The sequence below is a fragment of the Amycolatopsis sp. NPDC048633 genome (assembly GCF_040650695.1).
In the GTDB taxonomy this organism is placed as follows: Bacteria; Actinomycetota; Actinomycetes; order Mycobacteriales; family Pseudonocardiaceae; genus Amycolatopsis.
Map to the genome: position 1 here is coordinate 36070 of NZ_JBEZHS010000036.1, position 23460 is coordinate 59529.

Genomic DNA, 23460 nt, shown 5'->3' on the forward strand with positions numbered 1-23460 from the left:
AGTTTTTGGGGGGCGCGATGACATTCCCGATCGTCGACGGCGTGCCGCCCGGGCGTGCGCTGCTCGGGTCCCGGATCCGCGAGCTGATCGACGCTTCCGTGTGCGCGGGCGAAGACGCCGACCTGGCCGCCGCCGCGAGCCGGGTCGAGGCGGTCACCACCGCCCTGCGCGCCACCGCCGGTTCGCCGCCGTTGCTGCTGGCCGCGCTCGAAGGCGGTGGCCACCTCAGCATCAACAACCCCCTCGAAGGCCCCGGGAACCCGCTGGCTCCCCCGCTTTCCTGGACGCACATCGGGCCCGACGAGGTCCGCGCGGAGGTCCTGCTCGGCGCGGCGCACGAAGGACCACCGGGCCGGGTCCACGGCGGCTGGGTGGCGGCGGTCCTGGACCACGTCCTGGGCCGCGCGACCGCGGCGGCCGGCTATCCCGGGATGACGGCGTCGCTGACGATCGACTACCACCGCGGCACGCCGTACGCCGTGCCGCTCGTCGCGGAGGGCAGGCTGGAACGCCGCGACGGGCGGAAGCTCCACGCGACCGGGACCCTTCGCGCCGGGGACACGGTCTGCGCCAGCGCGAAAGCGATCCTGGTGCACTTCAGCGCGGACCGGTTCCCGGTGTCCACAAGGGACTGACCGGTCGCCCGGTGCAGTGAATGACTCATTCCTTGCGCCGGACGCCAGGAATGAGAGTCATTCACCGCGTTCCGGTCAGGAGACCGACGTCGTGTGGCGGGGCGCCTCCGAGCTCGACGAAGCCATCAGGACCGCGCAGATCGGCACCGCCATCGCCAGCGCCGCCAGCACGAACACCGGGAACAGGAACGAGAACACCTCCGTGCCCGACGGGTCCGGCGCCGCCGGGTCGAGGTGGAGGCGGACCGCCGCCATGCCCGTGTAGTGCATGCCGGTGACCGCCGCGCCCATCACCAGGCCCGCCGCCAGCCGGGGCAGGAGCTTGTCGAGCCCGACCGTGAACCACAGCGCCGCCGTCGCCGCGACGACCGCGATCACCACCGACAGCGCCACCAGCGTCGGGTCGTAGCCGATCGTGCCCTTGATCTGGACCGCCCACATCCCGGTGTAGTGCATGACGTTCACCGCGAGCCCGGTCAGCAGCCCGCCGAACAGCAGCCGCTTCCACGCGAACCGGTTGCGGACGCCGAACACCAGCAGGCCGCAGAACACCGCCGCCACCGACAGGACCGCCGAGAGGGCCGTGCGCAGGATGTCGTACCGCACCGGCAGCCCCGGCGTCGAGAAGCCGAGCATCGCGATGAAGTGCATGACCCAGATCCCGACCCCGCCGATCGACACCGCCGCGAGCGCGAGCCAGGTCAGCCGCGTCCGCGCGTTGTCCGTGGACCGCGCCTGCAGCGTGCAGGCGAGCCCGAGCGCGCAGCCCACCACCGAAGTCAAGTACGCGAGCACGACGAGCCAGTTGCCCATCGCGAAGTCGTCGTGGTCCATGTGCATTTCCGTGCTCCTGTCAGGCTTGTTGCCGGCGCGGCGCGTGCAGCGCGGCCAATGCGTGCTCCGCCGCGGCGATGAGGGTCTCTTTCGTCGACTCCGGCGAACGCGCGTCGCACGTGATCACCTGGACCTCGGCCGGGATCTTGAGGGCCTCGCGCACCTGTTCCGGCGGGTGCTGGCGGGTGTCCGCGAACTGGTTGACGGCCACCAGGAACGGCAGCCCGCGCGACTCGAAGAAGTCGATCGACGCGAAGCAGTCCGCCAGCCGGCGCGTGTCGACCAGGACGATCGCCGCCACCGCGCCGGTGACGAGGTCGTCCCACATGAACCAGAACCGGTGCTGGCCCGGCGTGCCGAACACGTAGAGGACCAGGTCGTCGGCCAGGGTGAGCCGGCCGAAGTCCATCGCCACGGTCGTGGAGAACTTCCCCGGCACCGCTTCGGTCCGGTCGACGCCGACGGCCGCGGCCGTCATCACGGCTTCGGTGCGCAGCGGGTCGATCTCCGAGACGGCGCCGACGAAGGTCGTCTTGCCGGCTCCGAACCCGCCGGCGACCACGATCTTGGCCGAGGTGATCCGTTTTTCAGAGTGCGCGTAGTCCACTGAGGACCCTTTCGAGCAGGTCGTTGCGTTCGTCGAAGGAAGCGTCCGCGGTGAGCGTGTCGCGGATCGACACCTGGCCGGCGACCAGCAGGTCGCCGATGAGCACCCGGGCCACCCCCAGCGGCACGCCCAGGTGCACCGCGACCTCCGCCACCGAGCGCTGGTGCAGGCACAGCTGCGTCACCGCGGCCAGCGGGTTGGTCGGGCTGAAGGGCGCCGTCCGCCCCTCCCGCGTCGTTTCGACGAGGGCTTCCACCGCCAGGTCGACCGTCGGCCGGGTGCGACCGGCGGTCCACGAGTACGGGCGGGCCAGCGAAGCCGCGTGCCGCCCGCCTTCGCGGCGACGGCCTTCCGTCACCGGCTCGCCCCCGGGGCAGCCGCGGGCCGCGCGGGAGTCTCGACCATCTTCCCGACCCGGTCGACGAGCAGCGTCATCTCGTAGCCGACCAGGCCGATGTCGCAGCCGGGGTTGGCCAGCACCACCAGGTTCGAGCCGTCGCCGACGTTCATCAGCATCAGGAAGCCCTGCTCCATCTCGATGACCGACTGCACGACCCGGCCGGCGGTGAACAGGTCGGCCGTGCCGAGCGCGAGGCTCGCGAGGCCGGACGCGATCGCCGAGAGCTGGTCCGCGCGGTCGCGCGGCATCGTTTCGTTCGCCGCCACGAGCAGGCCGTCCGCCGAGACGAGCGCGGCGTGCGCGACGCCGGGCACCTCCTGCGTGAACGCCGACACCAGCCAGTTCCGGGACTGGTCGACCACTTCCGCTCCTTCCTGCCGCGCGCTCGTGCTCATGACGGGCCCTTCGGGTCGGTCGCGACCCGGTGCCGGGCCGCGCGCATGCCGCTGTAGTGCCGGGAAAGGTTGTTCCGCACCGCGGCCGGGTCCCGGAACGACGAGTCGGCCGGTTGCGGCTGACGCGGGGCGACCGAGCCCGGGGCGAGCTGGGCGCCGGGCTGCCGGGTGGGCAGGCCCGAGTCGGTGAACTCGAGGTCGTCCAGCGTCCCGACCGCGGCTTCGGCGGCCTGCCGGACGTCGTCGGCCGGGGTCGTCCACTCACCGGGCCGCGCCGGTTTCGCGGGGGTGTCGGCGAACCAGTGCGAAAGCATCTGGTCGAAGATCGGCGTCGGCATCGGCGCGTGCTCCACGACAGCGACGGGTTCTTCGACGGGCCACCGGGGTTCCAGCTCGTGCCGGGCGGCGCCGTTGACCCCCGGGGTCAGTGCCGGCAGCCCGGGCCGGGCCGGCAGGTCGACCAGGATCAGCACGCCCGGGACGTGCACGCTGGCGGTGATGCCGGCGCTCGCGGTCCGCGTGGTCGTGGGCCGCAGCCGCACGGTGATCCCGTGGGAGGCGGCGAGCCTGCTCACCACGAACAGGCCCATCCGGCGGGTGGTCTCCGGGCTCACCGAGGCGCCGGCGGCGAGCCGGGCGTTCGCCGCATCGAGGTCCTCGCGGGTCATGCCGAGGCCGACGTCGACGACCTCGATCAGCACGCCGCCGTCGAAGCCGCGGTCGGCGGTGAGCACGACCTGCTCGTCCGGCGGGGACGACCGGATCGCGTTCTCCAGCAGCTCGGCGAGGATGTGCACGACGTCGGCCGCGGCCTCGGACTGCACCGAACCGCGGGGTGCGTTGCCGAGCGTGATCCGCTGGTAGTCCTTGACCTCCGACGTCGCGGCCCGCAGCAGCTCGACCGTCGCGACCGGGCCGACCTCGCGGCGCACCGGCCGGCCGCCCGCGAGGACCTGCAGGTTCTCGCCGTTGCGCCGCAGCCGGGTGGCGATGTGGTCGATCTGGAAGAGCTCGGCCAGCCGCTGCGGGTCCTGTTCGTCGGCTTCGAGGTCCTCGATCACCGACAGCTGCAGCTCCACCAGCGACTGGCTGCGCCGCGACAGCGTCATGAACATCTCGCTGACCTGGATGCGCATCTCGGCCTGCTCGCCGACGGCCAGCCGCACCGCCTGCCGGTGCATGTCGTCGAAGGCGCGGGCGAGCTGGCCGATCTCCTCCTCGGAGTCGACGGGGAGCCGCTCGGTCGCCTGCCAGTCGACGTCCTCGCCGCCCCGGATCCGCTCGATGGTGCCGGGCAGCCGGCGGCGCGCGGTGTCGAGCGCGGCCGCGTGCAGCCGCCGGATCGGGGCGACGACCGAGCGGGCCACGGCGAGCGCGATGGCGAGGGCGCCGAGCAGCGAGGCGATCACCAGCGCGGCGTCGCGCAGGGCGTCGGACCGGGTGACGTTGGTCCGCGCGCCGACCGCGTCCGAAAGCGTCTTCACCTGGTCGGACAGGATGGTCCCGAGCGCGGCGCGCTTGGCCGCGGGCCCGCCGGCGCCGGGGATGGTGGCGGCGGCGAACCGCGCGGCCACCGCACCGGTGGGCAACGCCCGGCGGATCTGCCCGGTGAGCACGGATTCCTCGGCGACGGCCGCCGCGAGCGAGTCCGCCGACCGCCCGTCCGGCACCTCCTGCCCGGCGAGGGTCGCCCTCAGCTGCGTCAGCCCTTTCGTGATATCGGCCGAAGCGTCGAGGTCGGCATTCCCGGCCTGGCCGACGATGCCGGGGATCACTTCACTGAGGGAGACGACGAAGTCGTGGTAGGCCGGGGTTTTCCCGCCGGCGGAACCGCCTTGCTGACGCAGTCCGGCCAATTTTCCCAATTGATCTTCCAGCGTCCGCGAAAGCTCCGGTCCCAGCTGTGCGAATTCGGCGTCGTGGCGGATGGTGGCGGCTTTCGCGTCCACCGCGGCGGTCTGCTCGGCTCCGCCGTCGTGGATCATCTCGTCGTCGACGAGCCCGGTGAGCTCGGCGATCCCTTGCACTACCGGCATTTGGTCGCGCACCCCGCTGAGCGCGCCCGCCTGGGCGAGCTCGGCCTGCACGCGCCCGCCGGCCAGCAGCAGGGCGACGAGGACGGGCAGCAACAACACGACGGAGATCTTGGTGCGCAGCCGCCAGGTGCCGGGATTCCACGACGGGGCGGAACGACGGCGAAGCGGTTCGTCTTCTTTCATCGGTGGCTTGGCTCGATTCGTACCGGTGGCCCGAGAACGATTTACTGGATTTTTTCCGCTGAATTCAGAACGGAGACATAACCCCGGCGACGGCGGCGCTGTCAAGGAACACCGGCCGTTTCCCCCGTACGCACCAGCTACGCAGGGTGAGCCTCGACAGCCCGGATTTTTACCCTCGCGGAGGGTGAGCGACCCCAAGACATCGTGCGGAAAACCGTGCGGAGTCCGTGAATTTCCGCCCTCGCGACCGGCCCGGGCGACACCTTGTCGGGGGACGGTCCGTGCGCGGACCGTGGTCACCGGGGCCCGGACCGTCCATTTCGGACTACCGTGGCCAGGCCGACCCCCAGCCGGCCCGCACCACCCGTCGCCGGGTACCGGCCAGAACGTGCCAGGGGCGCCCCGGCAGCGTCAACCGGCCCTGGGACCTTTCGCGCCTGCGCGAAACGTCACAGCTCCCGGGGTGGGGAGACCCCACCCCACCAGCGCTATTCTCGGCCCGGAAAGGGCGGTGCGTCGATGCTGAAGATCCACTTCACGGATGCGGACCTGGCGAAGGTGACCATCGCCGGGGACGCCGATCCGATGTGGGAGCTGCTCATGAGCAGCTACCGGATCCGGCGTCCGGAGGGCGAGCCGTTCTTCGGCCGGTGGCGCCGGGGGTCGCGCTCCGCGGTCCCCGAGTCCGGCCGGCTGCTGATGTCCGCCGTCCCGCCGTACGGGTACTGCCCGGACTTCATCACCCCCGCCGGGCGCGCCACGATCGGCGAGGGCGTCTCGGCGGTGCTCGAAACGCCTCCGGCGGCCCTGGCCGCCGACGTCGCCGAGCTGGCGGCGCAGGGCACGCGCGTCGCACCGTGGCTGCGCCGGATGGCCGGCGGCGAGACCCGCGAACTGCACCGGCTCGGCACGTCCCTGCACGACTACTACCGCCAGTGCGTGGCCCCGGACTGGGCGACGGTCCGCCGCGTGGTGGCCCGCGACCGCCGCCGGCTGGAGTCGAACCTGGACCGCGGCGGGCCGCAGCTGCTGCTCTCGACGGTGCACCCGGACGTCACGTGGTCACCGCCGGTCCTGCGGGTGCGCTTCCCGATCGAGCAGGAGCTGCACCTGGACGGCCGCGGCCTCCGCCTGATCCCGACGTTCTTCGCGCACGGCATGCCGACGACCTACAAGGACCCGGGCCGCCCGCCGGTGCTGGTCTACTCGATCAGCCACACCCGCTTCGACAGCGACGCGGAGCCCGGGCCGTCCCTGGCGGCACTGCTCGGCCAGACGCGGGCGCGGGTGCTGATGACGGTCGCGATCACGCGGTGCAACACGAGCGAGCTGGCCGAGCTGACGGGCGTCTCCCTGGCGACGGCCAGCCAGCACGCGTCGGTGCTGCGGGCCAGCGGGCTGATCACGAGCGCGCGGTCGGGGAAGTCGCAGATCCACGAGGTCACGCCACTGGGGCTGGGCGTCATCCGGGCCAGCTGACCCCGGTCGCGATGCCGTGAATGACTCAGTCCTGGCGCCGGACGCCAGGAATGAGTCATTCACGGCGTTTCGGACCTGGGCTTGCGCACCCCGCCCGCCAAAGCGAACAATCATTCGCTATGGAGTCCAGAGCCAGCTTCACCGCCGAGACGATGGCCCTGCAACGGGCGTTCGAATCCCACCGCCCACCCGGGCGCCGGCTGTTCGACGACCCCTACGCGACCGCCTTCCTCCGCCCCTCGCTGCGCGTCCTCGCCGAAGCGGCGAGGTTCCCCGGCCTGAGGCGCCTGGCCACCGGTCTCTACGACGCCGCCGCCGGGCCGGGGCCGCGCGCCTCGGGCATCGCTCGGACCAAGGTCATCGACGACGCCCTCGCCGAAGCCATGACCGGTGACACCCAGTGCGTCCTCCTCGGCGCCGGCTACGACACGCGCGCCCACCGGCTGGCCGCGCTCGCCGGCCGGGCCGTCTTCGAGGTCGACCACCCCGCCACCCAGGCCAGGAAGCGGGCCGTCCTGGGCGCGGGCCCGCACTACGTGCCCGTCGACTTCGAACACGACGACCTCACCGCCGGCCTCCTCGAAAACGGCTTCGACCTGGGGAAACCGAGCGTCTTCGTCTGGGAGGGCGTCACCAACTACCTCACCGCCGACGCCGTCGACGCGACCCTCGCCGCCGTGCGCGGGCTCGGCGGCGACCTCGTCTTCACCTACGTCGACGTCCGGGCCCTGCACGAGCCCAGCCCCTTCCCCGAGGCACGCCGGTGGGTGCGGGCCGTCGCGCGGTCCGGGGAGCCGTGGACCTTCGGGTTGCTGCCCGCCGAAACCGGGAAGTTCCTGGCCGAACGCGGTTTCGACCTCGAGAAGGACGTCTCGGCCCACGACGCCGGCGGCGGCTCGCGGCTCTACCGGATCGCGATCGCCCGGAGGAGCGCGGATGCCCCGCATCAGTGAAGAACGCCGCGCCGCCCAGCGGCAGCGGATCCTCGACGCCGCGATGACCTGCTTCGAGAAGGCCGGCCCGGACGGCGCGTCCATGCAGGACATCGTCGCCGAGTCGGGGATGAGCGCCGGCGCCATCTACCGCTACTTCGACGGCAAGGAGGCGATCATCGAGGCGGTCGCCGCCGACCGGCACGACCACGAGCGGGACCTCGTCGCCACGGCGATCGCGGCCGGCGGCCCGGACGCGCTGAAGCAGTTCCTGAACGCCTACTTCGACTGGGTCGCCGACCCCGAGGAGGCCCGGCGCCGGCGCGTCACCGTCCACGTCTGGGCCCGCGCCCAGCACGACGAGCGGCTCCGCCGGATCGTCACCGAAGGGCTCGCCCCGCTCGACGACGTCGCCCGCGCGCTGGCCGGCGTCGGGCTGCCGGACGGCGTCGAGCCGGACATGTTCGCCCGCGTTCTGCTCGCGCTCATCCAGGGTTTCCTGCTCCAGCGCTCGTGGGAGCCCGACCTCGACCCCCAGCGCTACCGCGACACCGTGACCAGCCTCCTCGATCACGTCTTGCCCGGGTGAGCGACGGTCGTGTTAGCCTGTCGCCGTGCAGCGCCTCATGACGTCCTCGCGACTCGTAACCCGGCGCGCCGGCTGAACCCAGGTCGCCGGCGCGCAGCGTCGTCGATCGCGTTTTCTCGGGACCTGGCCCCGATCTCATTCCTTCTTCAGCCAGGAGATCCCGCCGTGTCCACTTCCTTCGCCATTCCCGCGGCCCGCTCGGCCATGCTGCTGCGCCGCCGTATCGCCACTTACTTCGTCGGCGGCGCCGAAGAGATCCCGTCGCTCGTCCACGCACTGGACGGCCACCTCGTCCACGAGCTGTCCGTCGACATCAAGGACGGCGTCCGGGAGAGCGGCATGGTCTGCGCCGTCCTGCTCGCCGCGGAGGAGACCGAGCCCCTGCTCGACCGGCTGCGTGAGCTGCCTTCGGTCGTCTCGGCCGAACTCGCCTAGCTGCGAACGAGGGTCCGCGGGCGCATCGCGTTCGCGACCATGGCGACGCCCTCCTCGGTGAACAGCGACTCCGGGTGGAACTGCACCCCTTCGATCGGCAGGTCGCGGTGCCGGACGCCCATGACCTCCCCGGTCGACGACCAGGCCGTCACGATCAGTTCGGCCGGGAGCGAAGCCGGGTCGAGCACCAGGGAGTGGTAGCGCGCCACCGTCAGCGGGTTGCGCAGCCCGGCGAAGACGCCGCGGCCGTCGTGGGCGAGCGGCGAACACTTGCCGTGCATCGGCTCGGCCGCGTGCACGACCCGGGCGCCGAACGCCGCCCCGATCGCCTGGTGCCCCAGGCAGACCCCGAGGATCGGCACGCGCCCGGCCAAGCCGCGGACCAGGTCCACCGAGATGCCCGCGTCCGCCGGGTCGCCGGGGCCGGGCGAGATCAGCACCAGCTCCGGGTCGAGCGCGGCGACTTCGGCCACGGTGATCTCGTCGTTGCGGTAGACCTCGCACGTGCCGCCGAGGTTTCCCAGGTACTGCACCAGGTTGTAGACGAACGAGTCGTAGTTGTCGAGCACGCAGATCACGCGGCCGCCCCTTCCACCGTCACGCCGAGGGCGCGGGCCCCGGACCCGAGCTTCGCCAGGCATTCCGCGTACTCCTCGGCCGGGTCCGAGTCGTGCACGATGCCGCCGCCGGCCTGCAGGCGGATTTCGCCGTCGCACCAGACCATGCTGCGGATCGTCAGGTACAAGTCCACATGGGACACCCCGAACGAGCCGACCGCGCCCGAGTACAGCCAGCGCCGCGAGGGTTCCAAGGTGTCGATGATCTCCATCGCGCGCACCTTCGGCGTCCCGGTCATCGTCCCCGCCGGGAACGTCGCCCGGATCAGCTCGGCGGTCCCGCGCTCCCCCGACGGCTCGCCCCACACGTCGGAGGTCAGGTGCATGACGTGCGAATACCGCTCGACGGCCATCAGCCGCTCGACCGAGACGGTGCCGGGCCGGCACACCCGGCCGAGGTCGTTGCGGGCGAGGTCGACCAGCATCCGGTGCTCAGCCAGCTCCTTCACCGACGAGCGCAGGTCGTCCTCGGCGAGCCGGTCGGCGCGGCCGTCGCGGCCCCGCGGCCGGGTGCCGGCGAGCGGGCGGATCAGCGCCCGGCCGCGGATGAGCGTCAGGCACGGTTCCGGGGACGCGCCGACGGCCTCGAACTCCGGCCCTCCGTACCAGAAGTGGTACGGCGACGGGTTGATCTCGGTGAGCCGCCGGTAGACGTGCAAACCGTCCACAGTGGCCGGTGCCGTCCAAGCGGTGGACAGCACGAGCTGGAAGACGTCGCCGTCGAGGATGTGGCGTTGCGCGCGCCGCAGCGCGTCGACGTACTCGTCGTAGCCGAAGCCGAACGTCCCGGCGCCCACCGCGATGGTCCCGAGCGAGGTGACGGCGAGCCGGTCGAGGATCCGGGCGACCTGGGTGGCCGCCTTGCGGGCGGCCGCGGCGGTGGTGCCGCGGCCGATCACCTGCCCGCCGGCGACCAGCACCTCGGGCAGGAAGAACTCGTACACCGGACGCCCGCCCGCCGGGTGCCGGCTGGGCAGCCGCTCGAAGTCGCGCGCGGCGTCGTAGGCGAGGAACCCGTACCAGGCCGCCTCGGCGTCGGTGGTGCCCGGCGGGAGGTCCAGCCCGGCCAGCAGGTCCACCGCCGCCGTGAGCGGCGCGGGCCCGTCGCCGCCGGGGTGCGAGAGGACGGCGAGCTCGCCCGCGGCCAGCACCGCGTCCCGGCCGCCCGGCCCGGCGGTGAGCATGACGCGCCCGGCGGGGCGCAGGGCCGCGGCGGCCGCCACCGGGTCGACCGCCGTGGCCAGCGGGACGACGTGGCGGTGCAGCCGGCCGCCCGGCGACAGGGCGGACGTGATCATCGCGCGCCCGCCGGCACCCGGAACTGCGTCCGCTCGTGGTCGCCGACGGGCTTGCCCATGGCGTAGCGGAACGCGGCGAGCTGGATCGCCCGCGGCGGGCAGCCTTCGACGAAGATGCCCAGGTCCCGGCTCTCGTACAGGCAGTTGCCGACGAGCACGACCTCCCCGCGCAACGGCGGATGCGAAACCTGCGGCCCCGAGATGACCGTCATCTCCCCGTCCCACTCGCACAGTTCCCCGGCCAGCGCCTTCATCGCCCCGGCGACGAACCGGCTGCACGCCGGGCAGGCGTTGTCGGCGTAGACGTGGATCCCCTCGCGCGGCACGACGATCTCGACCGGCGCCTTCACCATGTCGAACGCCAGCTCTTCGAGCGGGGTGCCGAGCAGCTCGACGTCGTCCAGCGCGAGCGGTCCCATCCCCCGCTGGTGCGCGTCCCGCAGATAAGCGACGCTCTCCGGGGCGAAGCCGGCCAGCGTCCCGACGGCGACGTCGAGCGCGACGGCGTTGCGGCTCGCGGCCAGGAACCCGACCTCGCGGGCCTGCCCGTCCATCGGGTAGTTGCCCTCGATCACCGTGGTCCCGTCGCACACCACCAGGTCCTGCGGCCGCATCAGGTTGAGGTCCACAGTGGACTCGTCGACGCCGGCCATGTGCACGATCCGAGTCGTGTACCCGGGCAGCAGCCCGACCAGGTTCTTCATCGCGTTCGAGTAGACGACGCTCGCGTGCGTGCGCAGCTGCGGGACGCCGATGAAGTAGTCGCAGTCCAGGATCAGCTCCGGGACGGCGATCGGCACCCGCAGCGAAGTCGCGCCGGGGATGCCGGTGATGCGCAACGGCAGGTCGTCGAAGCTGACGACGCGGGCGTACTTCGCGGCCTCGTGGTCGCGCAGGATCTCGTAGATCGCGTGCGTGCGCTCGGCGATCACCGGGCGGGCCCCGTGCTCGGCGACGACGCGGGCGATCGCGGCCAGGAGCGCCGGCCGCACGTGGAACCCGGGCGCCGTCTGGAACAGGTTCGGCTTGATCAGCACCTCGGCACCGGCCGGCAGCCCGGACAGCGGGTCGCCGAGCAGGTCGAGCAGCCGGTCCAGGCCGTCCGGCACGCCGGCGTCGCCGTCGACGGCCGTGAGGGCGACCTGCTCAGTCATCGGTGTCCTCCATCGCGATGACCCGAGCCGGGGCGGCTTCGGCGCCGGCGACCTTGGTCGGCAGCGCGATCAGCTGGACGACCTGCTGGGTCAGCTCGTGCATGTTGGTGACGTACTCCAGCAGCGGGATCCCGGCGGCGAGCAGCGCGTGGTGCACCGGGGACTCGCCGTCGCCCGGCCGTTCGGTGAGGCAGTCGAAGCCGATGAGGCACGCGCCGTTGTCGATCGCCCACTGCGCGGCCGACGGCGTCAGGTAGGGCGGGCGGTCCCAGTAGTCGGGCCGGCCCCAGTTGTGCCGCAGGTAGTCGGTGCGGATGAGCAGCCGGTCGCCGCGCTGCCAGACGGGCCGCAGCGCCTTCTCCAGGTCGTCGCCGGTCACCTCGTCCAGCTCGCCCTTGTGGGACAGGTCGGCGACGCAGGCGCGGCCGATCAGCGTCTCCAGGGGAACCTCGTCGATGCCTTCGGTGCCGGGGTAGAAGTGCAGCTTGTACTCCATGTGCGTCCCGTTGTGCGGGAACACGTGCAGGTACGAGAAGGTGCGTTTGGTGCCGTACGGGTCGGTCTCCGGGGTCATCGAGCGTTCGCTGACGAACTTCGGGAACCAGTCGGCGGGGTAGGACGGCATTCCGTCGTAGAAGCCGTGCGTGAGGTCGACGAGTCGGGGCACCGGGGTTCTCCTTGTTCAGCAGGTGAAGAGGCAGGTGTTGCGGACGTCGGGGTTGTTGATCATGGTGATGACGGTGGTGCCGCCGGGCGCGATCGCGCGCACGCCGCCGCCCGACAAACCGGCCGGGGTCATGAACGCCGCCCACAGCGCGTACCACTCGGAGCGGGCGCCGGTCTCGGGGTCGATCACCGTCTCGAGGTTCGGCCGCACGATCTCCTGGACGAGGGAACCGGTCCGCGAGCCCGCGTCGAGGGTCTCCCGCCAGGTCCGCGCGTCGACCTCCTGGCCGATGACGACGCCCTGGCCGCCGTAGAGCCCGGTCGGCTTGAACACCAGCTGGTCCTGGCGCCGCACGCACTCTTCGATGCGCCCGGCGTCCGGGCCGGCGCCGGGTAGCCCGAGCATCCGGCACCACGGCAGCACGCGCTCGATCACGGCCTGCTCTTCGGCTGAAAAGAGCGACGCGAACTCCGACAGCATCGCCAGGGTTCCCTTGTTGCTGAACACGTTCGTCGGCGTCCACACGACGGCCTGACCGGTTTCGTGGGCGCGGAAGACCGGCTCCAGCAGCGCGTCGCAGTCCGGGTGCTCCAGCATTTCCTCGAGGCCGTAGTACCGCAGGATGACGTCGACCGCGGTGCCCTCCAGGTACGGCTTCCCGGAGCGGTACTCCAGGTCGCCGATCTCCCCGACCCGGCAGACGATGTCGTTCTCCGCCAGCAGCTCCGCGATCGCGCGCCGCTGGTGGCCGTAGGTCGTCATCCCGCCGGGGCCTTCGACGATCGCGACCACGGGCTCGCCGGCGCCGATCGTCTTGCCCGCGTTGCGCAGCGCCTCCGCGAGGTCGGAGCCCATGTCGAGGTACCCGAGCCCGTGCTCGGCGGCGAACTCGGCGACCGCCGGCACCCGCAGGTACGCCTTCGGCAGCGTGCCCACCATGTCCAGGCCGCCGAGCGCGCTGCCGATGTTGTACTCCAGCAGCTTGAACGCCGAGCCGTCGTAGTAGACGTCGGCGCGGCCGTACAGCGGCGGCGGTCCCTCGCCGAGCAGCCGGGTCATCAGCGCGGCGTGCCGGTCGTCGATGCCCAGCGCCCGGCGGAACCGGTCGAAGTCGCCGTCGAATAGCCGCCGCGGCAGGCTGCCGACGAGCTCGTAGATCGTGACGAGGTCCCGGCCGAACGCCCGGTATTCCGCCTCGTCGACCATGATCGGCCGCGGCAGCAGCCGGGGCCAGGAGAGGCGTTTGGTCTCCGACAGCTCGAGGCTCGCCCGCGCGTCGCGCAGCGGCCCGTCGGGCGCCTCGCAGCCGGCGAGGTAGGCCTCGGTGACCCGGTCAGCCCGTGTGGACATGGATTCCTCCCAGGGAGTCAGACGGAGACGGGCGTGGTGGCGGGCGTCGCGCGGCGGGCCAGGATCACGCGGTACTGCAGGATGATGACGACGCCGAAGACCAGGTAGATCCCGGCCATCCCCTGCGTGCTGACGACCGCGCTCAGGCTGATCAGGATCGAGTTGACGATCTGGCCGAACCTGATGTGCAGGTAGTACGCGGCCAGGTACCGCGGCCGCCCGTCGTCCGGGGCCAGTTCGGCCAGCAGCGCCTGCTGCACCGGCAGGTTCATCAGCTCGCCGACGGTCAGCACGACGACGGCGACGAGCAGCAGCCAGGCGTCGTCGGTGACGGCGAGAACGGCGAACCCGCCCGCGTACAGGGTGATGCCCGCGTAGAGCCGGGCGCGGTCCGGCATCCGCTTCAGGAGCGTGTTGACGACGAGCGCGAACGCCACGACCAGAACCGTGTTGACCGCCTTGAGCACGCCGAGCATCTCCACGCCGGTGACTTCGCCGAACGGGAACACGGGCTGCACGGGGAAGTCCGTCGACAGCCGGATCCCGATCGCGGTGCTCAGCTGCCCTTCGAGCGTCAGGATCAGCGTGGCGGCGATGATCAGCCGGCGGAACGTCGCGTCGGCCAGCACCACCCGGTACCCCTGGACGAACTGGGCGAACCCGGTGAGCTTGGTGGCCGGGCGGGGCGTCTCCGGCTTGGTCTCCGCCACGAGCGTGACGGTGACGGTGAGCGCGAACGCCATGCCGATCGCGCCGCCGAGGATCACCGCGCCGAAGTGGGCGCTGTAGAGGAAGGCGCCGAGCAGCGCGCCGGTGCCGAGCGCGAGGTTGATCACCCAGTAGTTGACCGTGTAGACGAACTTGCGGTCGGCCGGCGGGGTCACGTCGATGATCGTCGCGTCGTTGGCGGGCAGCGCGAGGTTCGTCCCGAACTTCACGATGGCGTAGCTGAAGTAGACCGCGAGCGCGCCCCAGCCGGAGTAGTAGGCGATCGCCATCAGCGCGAGGAACCCGGTGCCGACGACGTCTCCGATGATGAGCACCGGACGGCGTCCCCAGCGTTCGGACAGGTGCCCGCCGGCGAGCATGCCGACCACCGCGAACGCGGCGAACACCAGGATCAGCGCGCCGGCGACGGCGACGCCCACGTGGGCCGCGAGGTAGATCGCGATGAAGGTGAGGATCATCGCGTCGATCAGCTTGTGCACGAACGCGAGGCCGATCCGGACCCGGACGTTGCGGTGCAGGGCGAAGAAGGCCCTCATCGGACTTCCACCTCGATCAGGGCGCGGACGTGGTCCGCGCGGGCTTGGGCTTCCGCCGCGTCCGCGGAGCCGGTGAGGATGACGAACCCGTGGCGGGTCTTGGAGCTGACTGTCTCCGGCAGGACGTCGCCGGGCGCGAACGGGAAGCTCAGGGTGTCCACGAAGTCCAGTGCGCGGGCCTCCTCGAGGCCGGACACCTTGCGAAGAATCCCGGTGGGAAAGGCGAAGTAGGCGATGTGCCCGACGAGTCCGCCGTGTTCGGGGAGGGACGTCCGCCCGGCGAGGGCGGCGAACATCGCCCGCTTGACGTCGAAGCCGCGAGCGTGCCCGATGATGTCCGGGATCTTGTCCCCGCCCAGCCGGGCCTGGGACTCCACGATCCGCGGCCCGTCGGCGGTGAGGATGACCTCCGTGTGCGCCGGCCCGCACTGGTAGCCGACGGCGTCGAGCAGTTCGACCGCGAGGGCCGCCGCTTGCCGCGTCTCGGTCGTTTCGGGCTCACCGAAAAGATGCCCTCGCTCGACGAAGTGCGGCAGCGGGCCGAGCAGCTTGCGCGTCACGCCGAGCACGTGGTGCTCCCCGCGCACGGTCATCGTCTCGACGCTGAACTCCGGGCCGCGCAGGTACTCCTCGACCAGCAGCGGCCCGGAGTAGGCCAGGGCGGCCAGCTCGTCACCCCAGGCGGGCAGCTCGGCCGGGTCGGTGAGCAGCCGCGTCCCGCGGCTGGCCGACAGCGCGGCGGGCTTCACCACGACTGGCAGTGTGAAGCCGTCCAGCAGCGGCCCGACGTCCTGCCAGCGGTCCGCGGTGGCGAACCGCACCGTCGAGATGCCCTTGTCGCGCAACAAGGTGCGCATGGCGAGCTTGTCGTTGAGCAGGAAGACCGAACGCGGCGAGTTGACGGCCACGCCGAGTTCGTCGGCGACGTCGTGGGCGAGCTGCATGCTCTCCTCGCTGCCGACGTGCCAGACGTGCTCGGGGCCGGTTTCCGCTACCGCTTCCCGGATCGCGGCGGCGTACGCGAGGCGGTCGGTGAAGTCCACCAGCCGGAGGCCGTCGGCGAGCGCCTCGACCTCCTTCAGGTACGCGGGGGCGCCCGCGCCGAACAACCGGCCGGCCTCGGCCGGGTCCCAGATCGCGGTGATCCGGAAACCCTCCGCCCGCGCCTTGCCGAGGTATGCCTTGTAGGGCATCACCATCACGAGGTTCGGCATGTCTTCTCCTGTCCGGGCGCCGGTGCGTCCAGCCTCGCCGACGCGGCCATCAGCGGACCATCGGCGGCGCATCGGCGCGGGTTTCCACCACGATCTGCTGGGCGGCGGCCTCGGCGATCCGGCCCGCGAGGTAGGCGTCCCCGGCCGTCGCCAGGACGTGGCCCACCCGGTCTTCGTTCACCCGCAACGGATCCACCCGCCCGCCGGGCTCCACCGAAACCACGGCCTCACGGACCCCGCGCACCGCGGCGGCGATGTCCAGCCCGGTCACCCCGGTCACGACGCCGGGATCGGCGGTGAGGTACCGGATCGCCGCACCGCCCGCCGGTTCGGTGACGACGTCGCCGACGGGCTCGCCGAGGTACTGGCGGATCAGCAGCTCCATCGTGGACACCCCGAAGCTGGCGTCCATCAGCTCGGTGATCCGGTCGCCCGCCGGGCGCGGGTTGATCTCGATCAGCTTCGGGCCCGTGCCGGTGTACTTGATCTCCACGTGCGCGATGCCGAGGTCGAAGCCGACCGCCGTCGTCGCGGCCACGGCGGCCGACTCCAGCTCGCGCCGGACCGGGTCCGGCAGCACTGTCGGGAAGCTGTGCCCGAGCTCGATGAACCGGTTGCGGCCGCCGAGGATCTTGTCGGTCACCCCGAGCACGCGGACGGTCCCCGCCTCGGCCAGCACCTCGACGCTGACCTCGAACCCGACGAGGCACTCCTCGACGAGCACCTCGGGCGAGCGGGGCTGACCACGGCGGTTGGTCGCGGCCGACCGGATCGCGGTGAACGTCGCGGTCACCTCGGCCGGGGTCGTGCAGCGGACGACGTGGGCGCCGCTGGTCTCGTCCACCGCCTTCACCACGCACGGCAGCCCGATCTCTTCGGCGGCCCGCGCGGCCTGCCCGGCCGTGGTCACGACGCGGAACTCCGGCACCGGCACGCCGCGCTCGCCCCACCGCCGCCGTTGCGCGGCCTTGTCCCGCGCGATCCGGATGGCGGCCGGGTCGGGGCCGGGCAGGCCGAGCTGGCGGGCCGCCTCGGCGGCCTGGATGACCTCGTACTCGGCCACCGAGAGCAGCGCGTCGAGCGGCTTCGCGGCGTCGACCGCCTTCACCGCTTCCAGCAGCGGTTCCAGCTCGTGCGTCGGGCAGGACACGACCTCGTCGACGCACCGTTCGAGCACTTCGGTGCCGCCCGGCGTCGCGTGGTACCGGTCCAGGCTGCAGCTGAAGAAGGTGACGTGCAGGCCCAGCCCGCGCGCCGCCCGCAGGGCGTCGAACCCGGATCCGGACCGGTTCGACTCGACGAACCCGATGCGTCTCATGGCCGTTTCCTCACTCGTAGTCCAGGCCCGGCGTGCGGGCGCGCTTCAGCTCGAAGAAGTGCGGGTTGCGCGCGAGCGCCACCACGCCGTCGAAGAGGCTCACCGCTTCCTCGCCGCGCGGAATGGCGTTGAGCACCGGGCCGAAGAACCCGGTGCCGTCGACGTGGATCGCCGGCGTGCCGAGGTCCGCGCCGACCGGCGCCAGCGCCTCGGCGTGGCTGTTGCGCAAGGCCTCGTCGTAGTCGGTGCTCTCCATCGCTTCGGCGAGTTCGGCGGGCAGACCGACGTCGGCCAGCGCCTGGGCGACCACCTCGGGGAAGTCCTTGTTCCGTCCGTTGTGGATCCGGGTGCCGAGCGCGGTGTAGAGGTCGCGCAGCACGTCCTCGCCGTGGTGCTGCGCGGCGGCGACGCAGACGCGGACCGGGCCCCACGAACGGTCGCAGAACTCGCGGTACCACGGCTCGAGCTCGCGCTCCTCGTTGAGCACGCCGAGGCTCATCACCCGGAACCGCAGGGCGATGTCGCGGTGCTGTTCGACTTCGAGGATCCACCGCGAGGTGATCCAGGCGAACGGGCAAGCCGGGTCGAAGTAGAAGTCGATGGTCATGCGGGTCCTCTCAGTCCGCGGTGACGGCGTGCAGCCAGCCGAACTCGTCGGGCGCCTGGCCGTACTGGATGTCCAGCAGGGCGTTCAGCAGGCGGCGGGTGACCGGGCCGGTGGTGCCGTCGCCGATCGTCCACTCACGCTCGGGAGTGACGGCGTGCCCGACCGGCGCGACGGCACGCGCGGTGCCGCACGCGAACGTCTCGGTGACGCGCCCTTCGCGGCAGCCGCGTTCCCAGTCGTCGAGGGTGACCTGCTCTTCGGAGACGGTCAGGCCGAGCCGCCCGGCCAGCCGCAGGATCGAGTCGCGGGTGATGCCGGCCAGCAGCGTCCCGCTCAGCGGCGGCGTGACGAGCCGGTCGCCTTCGACGAAGAACAGGTTGGAGCCACCGACTTCTTCGACGTACCGGCGCTCGCGCGCGTCCAGCCAGACGACCTGGTGGCAGCCGTGGGCCGCGGCCTCGCGCTGCGCGACGTAGGACCCGCCGTAGTTGCCGCCGCACTTGATCGTGCCGGTGCCGCCGTCAGCCGCGCGGACGTATTCGGGGGACGCCCACAGCCGGATCGGCTCCGGCTCCGCCGCGGCGGGCCGGGCGGGGCTGCCGATCACGGCGAACAGGTACTCCTCGGCGGGCCGGTTGGACAGGTGCGTCTCGGCGGCGATCATGAACGGCCGCAGGTAGAAGCTGTGGCCGCGCGCGCTCGGCACCCAGGCGCCGTCGACGCGCAGCAACGCCTCCGCGGCCGCGACGAAGTCCGCCTCGGCCAGCTCGGGCATGGCCATCCGGCGGGCCGACCGCGCGAACCGGGCGGCGTGGTCGCGGGGCCGGAAGAGCACGCGCTGCCCGTCCGCGCGCCAGAACGCCTTCAGTCCCTCGAAGACCGTCTGTCCATAGTGGAACGCCATGGTGGCGGGGTGCAGGGTGAACGCGGCGAGCGGCCCGGTCCGGGCGTCGTGCCACCCGCGCTCGGCCGTCCACCGCGCGGTCACCATGTGGTCGGAGTAGAGCGAGCCGAACCCAGGCATGCGCAGCAGCTCTTCGCGCTGCTCGGCGGGCATCGGCTCGGTGCGCTCGGGCGCGAAGTCCAAGCTGGTCATGAGAGCTCCTCGCGTTCGAAGCGGGCCAGGGCCCGGTCGGCCAGCGGGCCGGCGAGCCCGGTGTAGCCCGCCGGGTCCAGCAGGCCCGGGGGAACGTCCACGTCGAGCAGGTCGGCCAGGTCGGCCCCGGTGCGCTCGGCTTCGGCGGACGCCTCGGCCAGCAGGCGCTTGGCCGCGGCTTTGCCGAGCTTCGGGGCCAGGACGGCGTTGACGCGTTCGGAGACGATCGCGCCCCGGGTGAGCCGCAGGTTCGCGGCCATCGCCTCGGGTCTCACCCGCAGCGTCTCGGCCAGGCGGGCGGCGTTCGCGGCGGCGCCGGCCGTGATGCGCAGGCCGTCGCGCAACGGCTGCCACTCCGCGTGCCAGCCACCCGAGGACCGTTCGTCCTCGGCGGTCATCGACTGGAACAGCACCACGGCCAGCGGTGGCAGCTGCCGGGCCGCGGTCGCCACCAGCGTCGCGAACACCGGGTTGTGCTTCTGCGGCATGGCCGAAGACGCCCCGCGGCCCGGCGCCCGCTCCTCGGTGACCTCGCCGATCTCGGTGCGGGACAGCACGAGGACGTCCGCGGCGATCTTGCCGAGCGCGCCCGTGGTGACCAGCAGCGCCGCCGCGACGTCCGCGATCGGCGTCCGGATCCCGTGCCAGGGCAGGGTTTGCGGCGCGAGCCCGAGCTTTTCCGCCACGCGGTCGGGCAGCTCCAGCGAGCCCGGACCGTACTCCTCGTAGGCGGCGAGCGTTCCTGCCGCGCCACCGAGCGACACCGGCAGGCCGGCGCGCGCCCGCCGCACCCGCTCGACGGCGTCGAGCACGAGGTGCAGCCAGGTCGCCGCCTTGAGCCCGAACGTCACGGGCACGGCGTGCTGGGTCAGGGTGCGCCCGGCCATCGGCGTGTCCCGATGCGCGCGGACGTGCCCGGCCAGGCTGACGGCGGTCGCCAGCAGATCGCGCTCGACGCGGTCGAAGGTGGCCGCGCACAGCAGCATCAGGGCCGTGTCGAGGATGTCCTGGCTGGTACTGCCGCGGTGCACGTACTCGGCAGCGGCCGGGTCGACCGCCGCGGTGAGCCCGGCGACGAACGCCACCACGGGGTTCGCCGTCTCCCGCACGCCCTCGGCGATGGCCGCGGGATCCAGGTTCTCCGCCACCGCGGCGGCGCGGATGGCCTTCGCCGCTTCGTCGGGGATCACGCCCAGCTCGGCTTGGGCCTCGGCGAGCGCGACCTCGACGTCGAGCATCGCGGTCAGCAGCGCGCGGTCGTCAACGAGCGCACCGGCGCCCGTCGCGGCCCACGCGGGGGCGAGCAGCTCACTCATGCGGTCCTCTCCAGGTCATCTCGTTCAGCGGCGATCCGCAGACACGAGCGCGCGATCGCATCGGCGTCGCCGAGGATCACCGAGTTGACGCCCGGCCGGATGCCCGCCGCGGTCACCCAGTGGACCGCCTCGGTCGGCACGCCGAACGCGAACCGCCGCGCGTGTGGCCGATCCCCTGCGTCCAGTACGTGGTACGGCCGCCGGGTGACCGCCAGGCCGCCGGTCTCGAACTCCCCGATGCGGTACGGGCGGCACTCCCCGCGGGCGAGCAACGTCCGCAGCAGCGGGTCCGTCGTGCGCCGCACGTCCGTTTCCGGCAGGCGGGCCTCGATCAGCGTCTTCGCACGGACGACGACGTCGGGGCACGCGGCCGAGCGCGCGACGAACCGGCCGCCGGTGCCTTCGATCCGCACGTCGGGGCCGAGCACCTCGAGCACGCCCGCGTCCAGCAGCGCGCCGAACTGCTCGACGCGTTCGGCGGGCGGCCCGATCGACAGGTACGCGTTGAGCGGCATGTACCAGCGCCGCAGGTCGTCGCGGTAGGAGGCGCCGGAGATCCCGCCGTGGTCGACGACCAGCCGGATCTCGTTGCGCAGGTCGCGCAGGACGTCCGTCGCCGCCTTGAGCGGACCGGTCACGTTGCCCTTGCGCGCCTCGGCCAGCTCGGTGTCCACAGAGGACCGCAGCCACGCGCGGAAGGTCGCTGTCGAAGCGAGGTCGGCAGCCGAGTAGGGCGCCGAGATGGTCCGCCAGTCCCAGCTCGGGCCGAGGCCGAACTTGGCCAGGACGATCCGCTGGGCCTCGGTCTCCCGCACCGCCAGCGGGTCGCCGTCGAGCGGCACCTCCGCGGGCCCGGCCGCGGCGAACGCCTCGGTGAACTCCCCGACGTCACACGCGCACCCCCGCTCCCGCACCTGGGCCGCGTAGAAGACCGCGCGGACCTCCTGGTCGATCAGCGGCCAGACGTCACGGCGGAAGTCGGCGCGGTCCCGCAGCCGCGCGATCACCGCCGGCGTGAGGAACCGCGGTTCGTGACGGCCGGAGGCACCCTTCTCGTTGCGGGCGCGGGCCTGGTACGGGACCCCGCGCCGCGACCCGGCGACCAGCCGCGGTTCCCGGCCGGACGGCACGTACGCCAGCGCGCCGCCCGGCGACCGGGTGAACCGGCCGCCACGCCCGAGCGTGAGCAGCGCCAGGTGGTCGAAGAAGTTCAGGCCCATCCCGCGCAGGAGCACCGGCTCCCCCGAGGGCACGTCGTCCGTCGGCTCGTCGGCCGGGTTGCCCGGCGCGAAGTAGCGCAGGCCGTGGCGCTCGGCGTAGCGGCTCAGGTCCGCCTCGGCCGGGTCGAGCTCGTGCGGCTGGTGCCCCAGCGCGAGCACGACGGCGGCCAGCCCGCCGACGGTCGTCCCGTCGTCCAGCACGACGTCCTGCCGGCCGGCGCGGCCGTCCCGGACGTCGACCGCCCTCGCTTGGTGCGCCACGAACCGCAGCGACGACGGCGCGGTCCGCGTGATCCGCCGCCGCGTCCAGCGCAGGTAGCTCCCGTAGAACGCCCGCGACGGGTAGTCGTCCGGGCCCAGCGCCTCGGCTTCGGCCCGGACGGCGTCCGGCACGGCCGGGCTGCCGAGCAGGGCGATCGAGCGCGCCCACTCGTACAGGCTCGGCCCGCGCACGACCGGGCCCGCGCAGTCGACGGTCTCGTCGACGAACATGGTCACCTGGCCGGCGACGGTGTTCATCAGCAGCAGGCGGTCCTGCGTGCTGCGCCACACCTGGCCGCCGTCGGCCAGCCGCGGGTCGACGAGGTGCACCACGAGCCGGTGGCCGGGCGGCACGAGCGCGCTCGCGTTGGCGCTCAGGCGTTCCGCGACCGACAGCCCGCGCGGGCCGAGCCCGACCACCGCGATCTCCGACGTCTCCCCGAACACTGTCTCCCACTCCCGTACTGGTCGTGCGCGGACTGCCGCGCACGACGTCTTGGTCAGCGTCTCTGCAGGCTCCGGCCCAGCCCGGCCGCGGCGCCGGCGAGCCGGATCATCAGCCCGGCGAACTGCTCCGGGCGCAGCGCCTGCTTCGCGTCGCACAGGGCCTCTTCCGGCCGCACGTGGACGTCGATCAGCAGCGCGTCGGCCCCGGCCGCGACGGCGGCGAGCGACAGCGGCTCCACCAGCTCCGGGCGTCCGCCGGAATGGCTCGGGTCCACGATGACCGGCAGGTGGGTGCGCTGCTTCCACAGCGCCACCGCCGTCAGGTCGAGCGTGAACCGCGACGACGGCTCGAACGTGCGGATGCCGCGTTCGCACAGCACCACCTGGTCGTTGCCCTCCATCAGCAGGTACTCCCCGGCGGCGAGCGTCTCCTCGACGGTGCAGCCGAACCCGCGCTTGAGCACCACCGGTAGGCCGCTCTGACCCACCGCGCTCAGCAGCGCGAAGTTCTGCATGTTCCGCGCGCCGATCTGGAAGCCGTCCACCACCTCGGCCAGCCGCTTGACGTGCTCCGGGTCGACGACCTCGGTGAGGAACGGCAGCCCGGTCTTCCGCCTCGCCTCGACGAGCAGCTCCAGGCCGGTGAACCCGAGTCCCTGGAACGAATGCGGCGACGTGCGCGGCTTGAAGACCCCGCCCCGCAGGCCGACGGCGCCGTGTTCGGCGACGAGCTCCGCCGTCTCGAGCATCTGCTCCGGCGTCTCGACCGCGCACGGACCGGCGATCACCGCCACCGAGCCGTCGCCGATCGTGGCCGGGCCGAGCGACACCTCGGTGCCGGCCGGGCGGAGCTCCCGGCGGCCCAGCCACGCCTCGCCGCCCCGCGGCACGCGCCGGGTCGGGACCGGCAGGCCCGCCGACGCGGCGAGCAGGTCGGCGTTGTCCACTCCGGACACCGGGAGGACGTGGCCGGCCCCGAGCCGGTACATCTGCGTCGGCGTGCCCACGGACTCCAGGTACCGCAGCCAGCCGTCGACCCGGGCGCGGGTCACGGTCTCGTCGAACACGAGCAGGAGGTCTGGTTCGGTCACGGCGATCGTCTCTT

Annotated in this window: 23 protein-coding genes; 5 read left to right on the top strand and 18 right to left on the bottom strand. The window is 72.6% G+C overall.

What is annotated here, in order from left to right; translation table 11 throughout:
• Positions 1–17: 17 nt before the first annotated feature.
• Positions 18–635, top strand: a complete 618-nt coding sequence (locus AB0C38_RS40525) for a PaaI family thioesterase (RefSeq protein ID WP_360683587.1) — start codon at positions 18–20, stop codon at positions 633–635.
• A 75-nt stretch (positions 636–710) separates the two neighbouring features.
• Here AB0C38_RS40525 and AB0C38_RS40530 read toward each other — a convergent pair whose 3' ends face one another.
• Genes AB0C38_RS40530 through AB0C38_RS40550 form a run of 5 tightly spaced genes read right to left on the bottom strand, consistent with a single transcriptional unit; the run spans position 711 to position 5090 of the window.
• Complete coding sequence (locus tag AB0C38_RS40530; protein ID WP_360683590.1) at positions 711–1469, bottom strand: MHYT domain-containing protein; 759 nt, start codon at positions 1467–1469, stop codon at positions 711–713.
• 19 nt (positions 1470–1488) lie between these two features.
• Complete coding sequence (locus AB0C38_RS40535; RefSeq protein ID WP_360683592.1) at positions 1489–2076, bottom strand: ATP/GTP-binding protein; 588 nt, start codon at positions 2074–2076, stop codon at positions 1489–1491.
• Positions 2057–2434, bottom strand: a complete 378-nt coding sequence (locus AB0C38_RS40540) for a DUF742 domain-containing protein (RefSeq protein ID WP_360683595.1) — start codon at positions 2432–2434, stop codon at positions 2057–2059. The genes AB0C38_RS40535 and AB0C38_RS40540 overlap by 20 nt, the downstream gene beginning before the upstream one ends.
• Entirely contained in the window at positions 2431–2871 is a 441-nt protein-coding gene (locus AB0C38_RS40545) for a roadblock/LC7 domain-containing protein (protein ID WP_360683598.1), read from the bottom strand. The genes AB0C38_RS40540 and AB0C38_RS40545 overlap by 4 nt, the downstream gene beginning before the upstream one ends.
• Complete coding sequence (locus tag AB0C38_RS40550; protein ID WP_360683601.1) at positions 2868–5090, bottom strand: ATP-binding protein; 2223 nt, start codon at positions 5088–5090, stop codon at positions 2868–2870. Before AB0C38_RS40550 ends, AB0C38_RS40545 begins: the two co-directional genes overlap by 4 nt.
• A 519-nt stretch (positions 5091–5609) precedes the next feature.
• On the opposite strand from AB0C38_RS40550, the gene AB0C38_RS40555 reads away from it, so the two are divergent.
• The 4 genes from AB0C38_RS40555 (at position 5610) to AB0C38_RS40570 (ending at position 8525) form a co-directional block, all read left to right on the top strand.
• Entirely contained in the window at positions 5610–6569 is a 960-nt protein-coding gene (locus tag AB0C38_RS40555) for a winged helix-turn-helix domain-containing protein (protein WP_360683604.1), read from the top strand.
• 119 nt (positions 6570–6688) lie between these two features.
• A complete protein-coding gene (locus tag AB0C38_RS40560; protein WP_360683606.1) occupies positions 6689–7522 on the top strand; it encodes an SAM-dependent methyltransferase in 834 nt (277 codons plus the stop codon).
• Positions 7506–8090, top strand: a complete 585-nt coding sequence (locus tag AB0C38_RS40565; protein WP_360683609.1) for a TetR/AcrR family transcriptional regulator — start codon at positions 7506–7508, stop codon at positions 8088–8090. The genes AB0C38_RS40560 and AB0C38_RS40565 overlap by 17 nt, the downstream gene beginning before the upstream one ends.
• 165 nt (positions 8091–8255) lie before the next feature.
• Entirely contained in the window at positions 8256–8525 is a 270-nt protein-coding gene (locus AB0C38_RS40570; RefSeq protein WP_360683612.1) for a hypothetical protein, read from the top strand.
• Here the strand turns inward: AB0C38_RS40570 and AB0C38_RS40575 are convergent.
• Genes AB0C38_RS40575 through aroF form a run of 13 tightly spaced genes read right to left on the bottom strand, consistent with a single transcriptional unit; the run spans position 8522 to position 23446 of the window.
• On the bottom strand, positions 8522–9103 hold the full coding sequence (locus AB0C38_RS40575) for an aminodeoxychorismate/anthranilate synthase component II (protein WP_360683615.1): 582 nt from the start codon (positions 9101–9103) through the stop codon (positions 8522–8524). The two genes, AB0C38_RS40570 and AB0C38_RS40575, sit on opposite strands and share 4 nt — an antisense overlap.
• Positions 9100–10440, bottom strand: a complete 1341-nt coding sequence (locus tag AB0C38_RS40580) for an anthranilate synthase component I family protein (protein WP_360683618.1) — start codon at positions 10438–10440, stop codon at positions 9100–9102. The genes AB0C38_RS40575 and AB0C38_RS40580 overlap by 4 nt, the downstream gene beginning before the upstream one ends.
• Entirely contained in the window at positions 10437–11594 is a 1158-nt protein-coding gene (locus tag AB0C38_RS40585) for a DUF362 domain-containing protein (RefSeq protein ID WP_360683621.1), read from the bottom strand. Before AB0C38_RS40585 ends, AB0C38_RS40580 begins: the two co-directional genes overlap by 4 nt.
• Positions 11587–12261, bottom strand: a complete 675-nt coding sequence (locus AB0C38_RS40590; protein ID WP_360683624.1) for a cyclase family protein — start codon at positions 12259–12261, stop codon at positions 11587–11589. Before AB0C38_RS40590 ends, AB0C38_RS40585 begins: the two co-directional genes overlap by 8 nt.
• Before the next feature lie 15 nt (positions 12262–12276).
• A complete protein-coding gene (locus AB0C38_RS40595; protein ID WP_360683627.1) occupies positions 12277–13611 on the bottom strand; it encodes a hypothetical protein in 1335 nt (444 codons plus the stop codon).
• Between the two features lie 17 nt (positions 13612–13628).
• Entirely contained in the window at positions 13629–14876 is a 1248-nt protein-coding gene (locus tag AB0C38_RS40600) for an MFS transporter (protein WP_360683630.1), read from the bottom strand.
• Positions 14873–16090 (bottom strand): ATP-grasp domain-containing protein, encoded by a 1218-nt coding sequence (locus tag AB0C38_RS40605; protein WP_360683633.1) that lies wholly within the window; start codon positions 16088–16090, stop codon positions 14873–14875. Before AB0C38_RS40605 ends, AB0C38_RS40600 begins: the two co-directional genes overlap by 4 nt.
• Positions 16091–16139: 49 nt before the next feature.
• Positions 16140–17408 carry an ATP-grasp domain-containing protein gene (locus tag AB0C38_RS40610; protein ID WP_360683636.1) on the bottom strand — a complete coding sequence of 423 codons (1269 nt, stop codon included), beginning with the start codon at positions 17406–17408 and terminating at the stop codon, positions 16140–16142.
• A gap of 10 nt (positions 17409–17418) precedes the next feature.
• A complete protein-coding gene (locus AB0C38_RS40615; protein ID WP_360683639.1) occupies positions 17419–18015 on the bottom strand; it encodes a DsbA family protein in 597 nt (198 codons plus the stop codon).
• A gap of 10 nt (positions 18016–18025) precedes the next feature.
• Positions 18026–19111, bottom strand: a complete 1086-nt coding sequence (locus AB0C38_RS40620) for a branched-chain amino acid aminotransferase (protein WP_360683642.1) — start codon at positions 19109–19111, stop codon at positions 18026–18028.
• Entirely contained in the window at positions 19108–20427 is a 1320-nt protein-coding gene (gene pcaB / locus AB0C38_RS40625) for a 3-carboxy-cis,cis-muconate cycloisomerase (RefSeq protein WP_360683645.1), read from the bottom strand. The genes AB0C38_RS40620 and pcaB overlap by 4 nt, the downstream gene beginning before the upstream one ends.
• Entirely contained in the window at positions 20424–22355 is a 1932-nt protein-coding gene (locus tag AB0C38_RS40630; RefSeq protein ID WP_360683648.1) for an FAD/NAD(P)-binding protein, read from the bottom strand. The genes pcaB and AB0C38_RS40630 overlap by 4 nt, the downstream gene beginning before the upstream one ends.
• Before the next feature lie 53 nt (positions 22356–22408).
• Entirely contained in the window at positions 22409–23446 is a 1038-nt protein-coding gene (gene aroF, locus AB0C38_RS40635) for a 3-deoxy-7-phosphoheptulonate synthase (protein WP_360683651.1), read from the bottom strand.
• Positions 23447–23460: the final 14 nt, after the last annotated feature.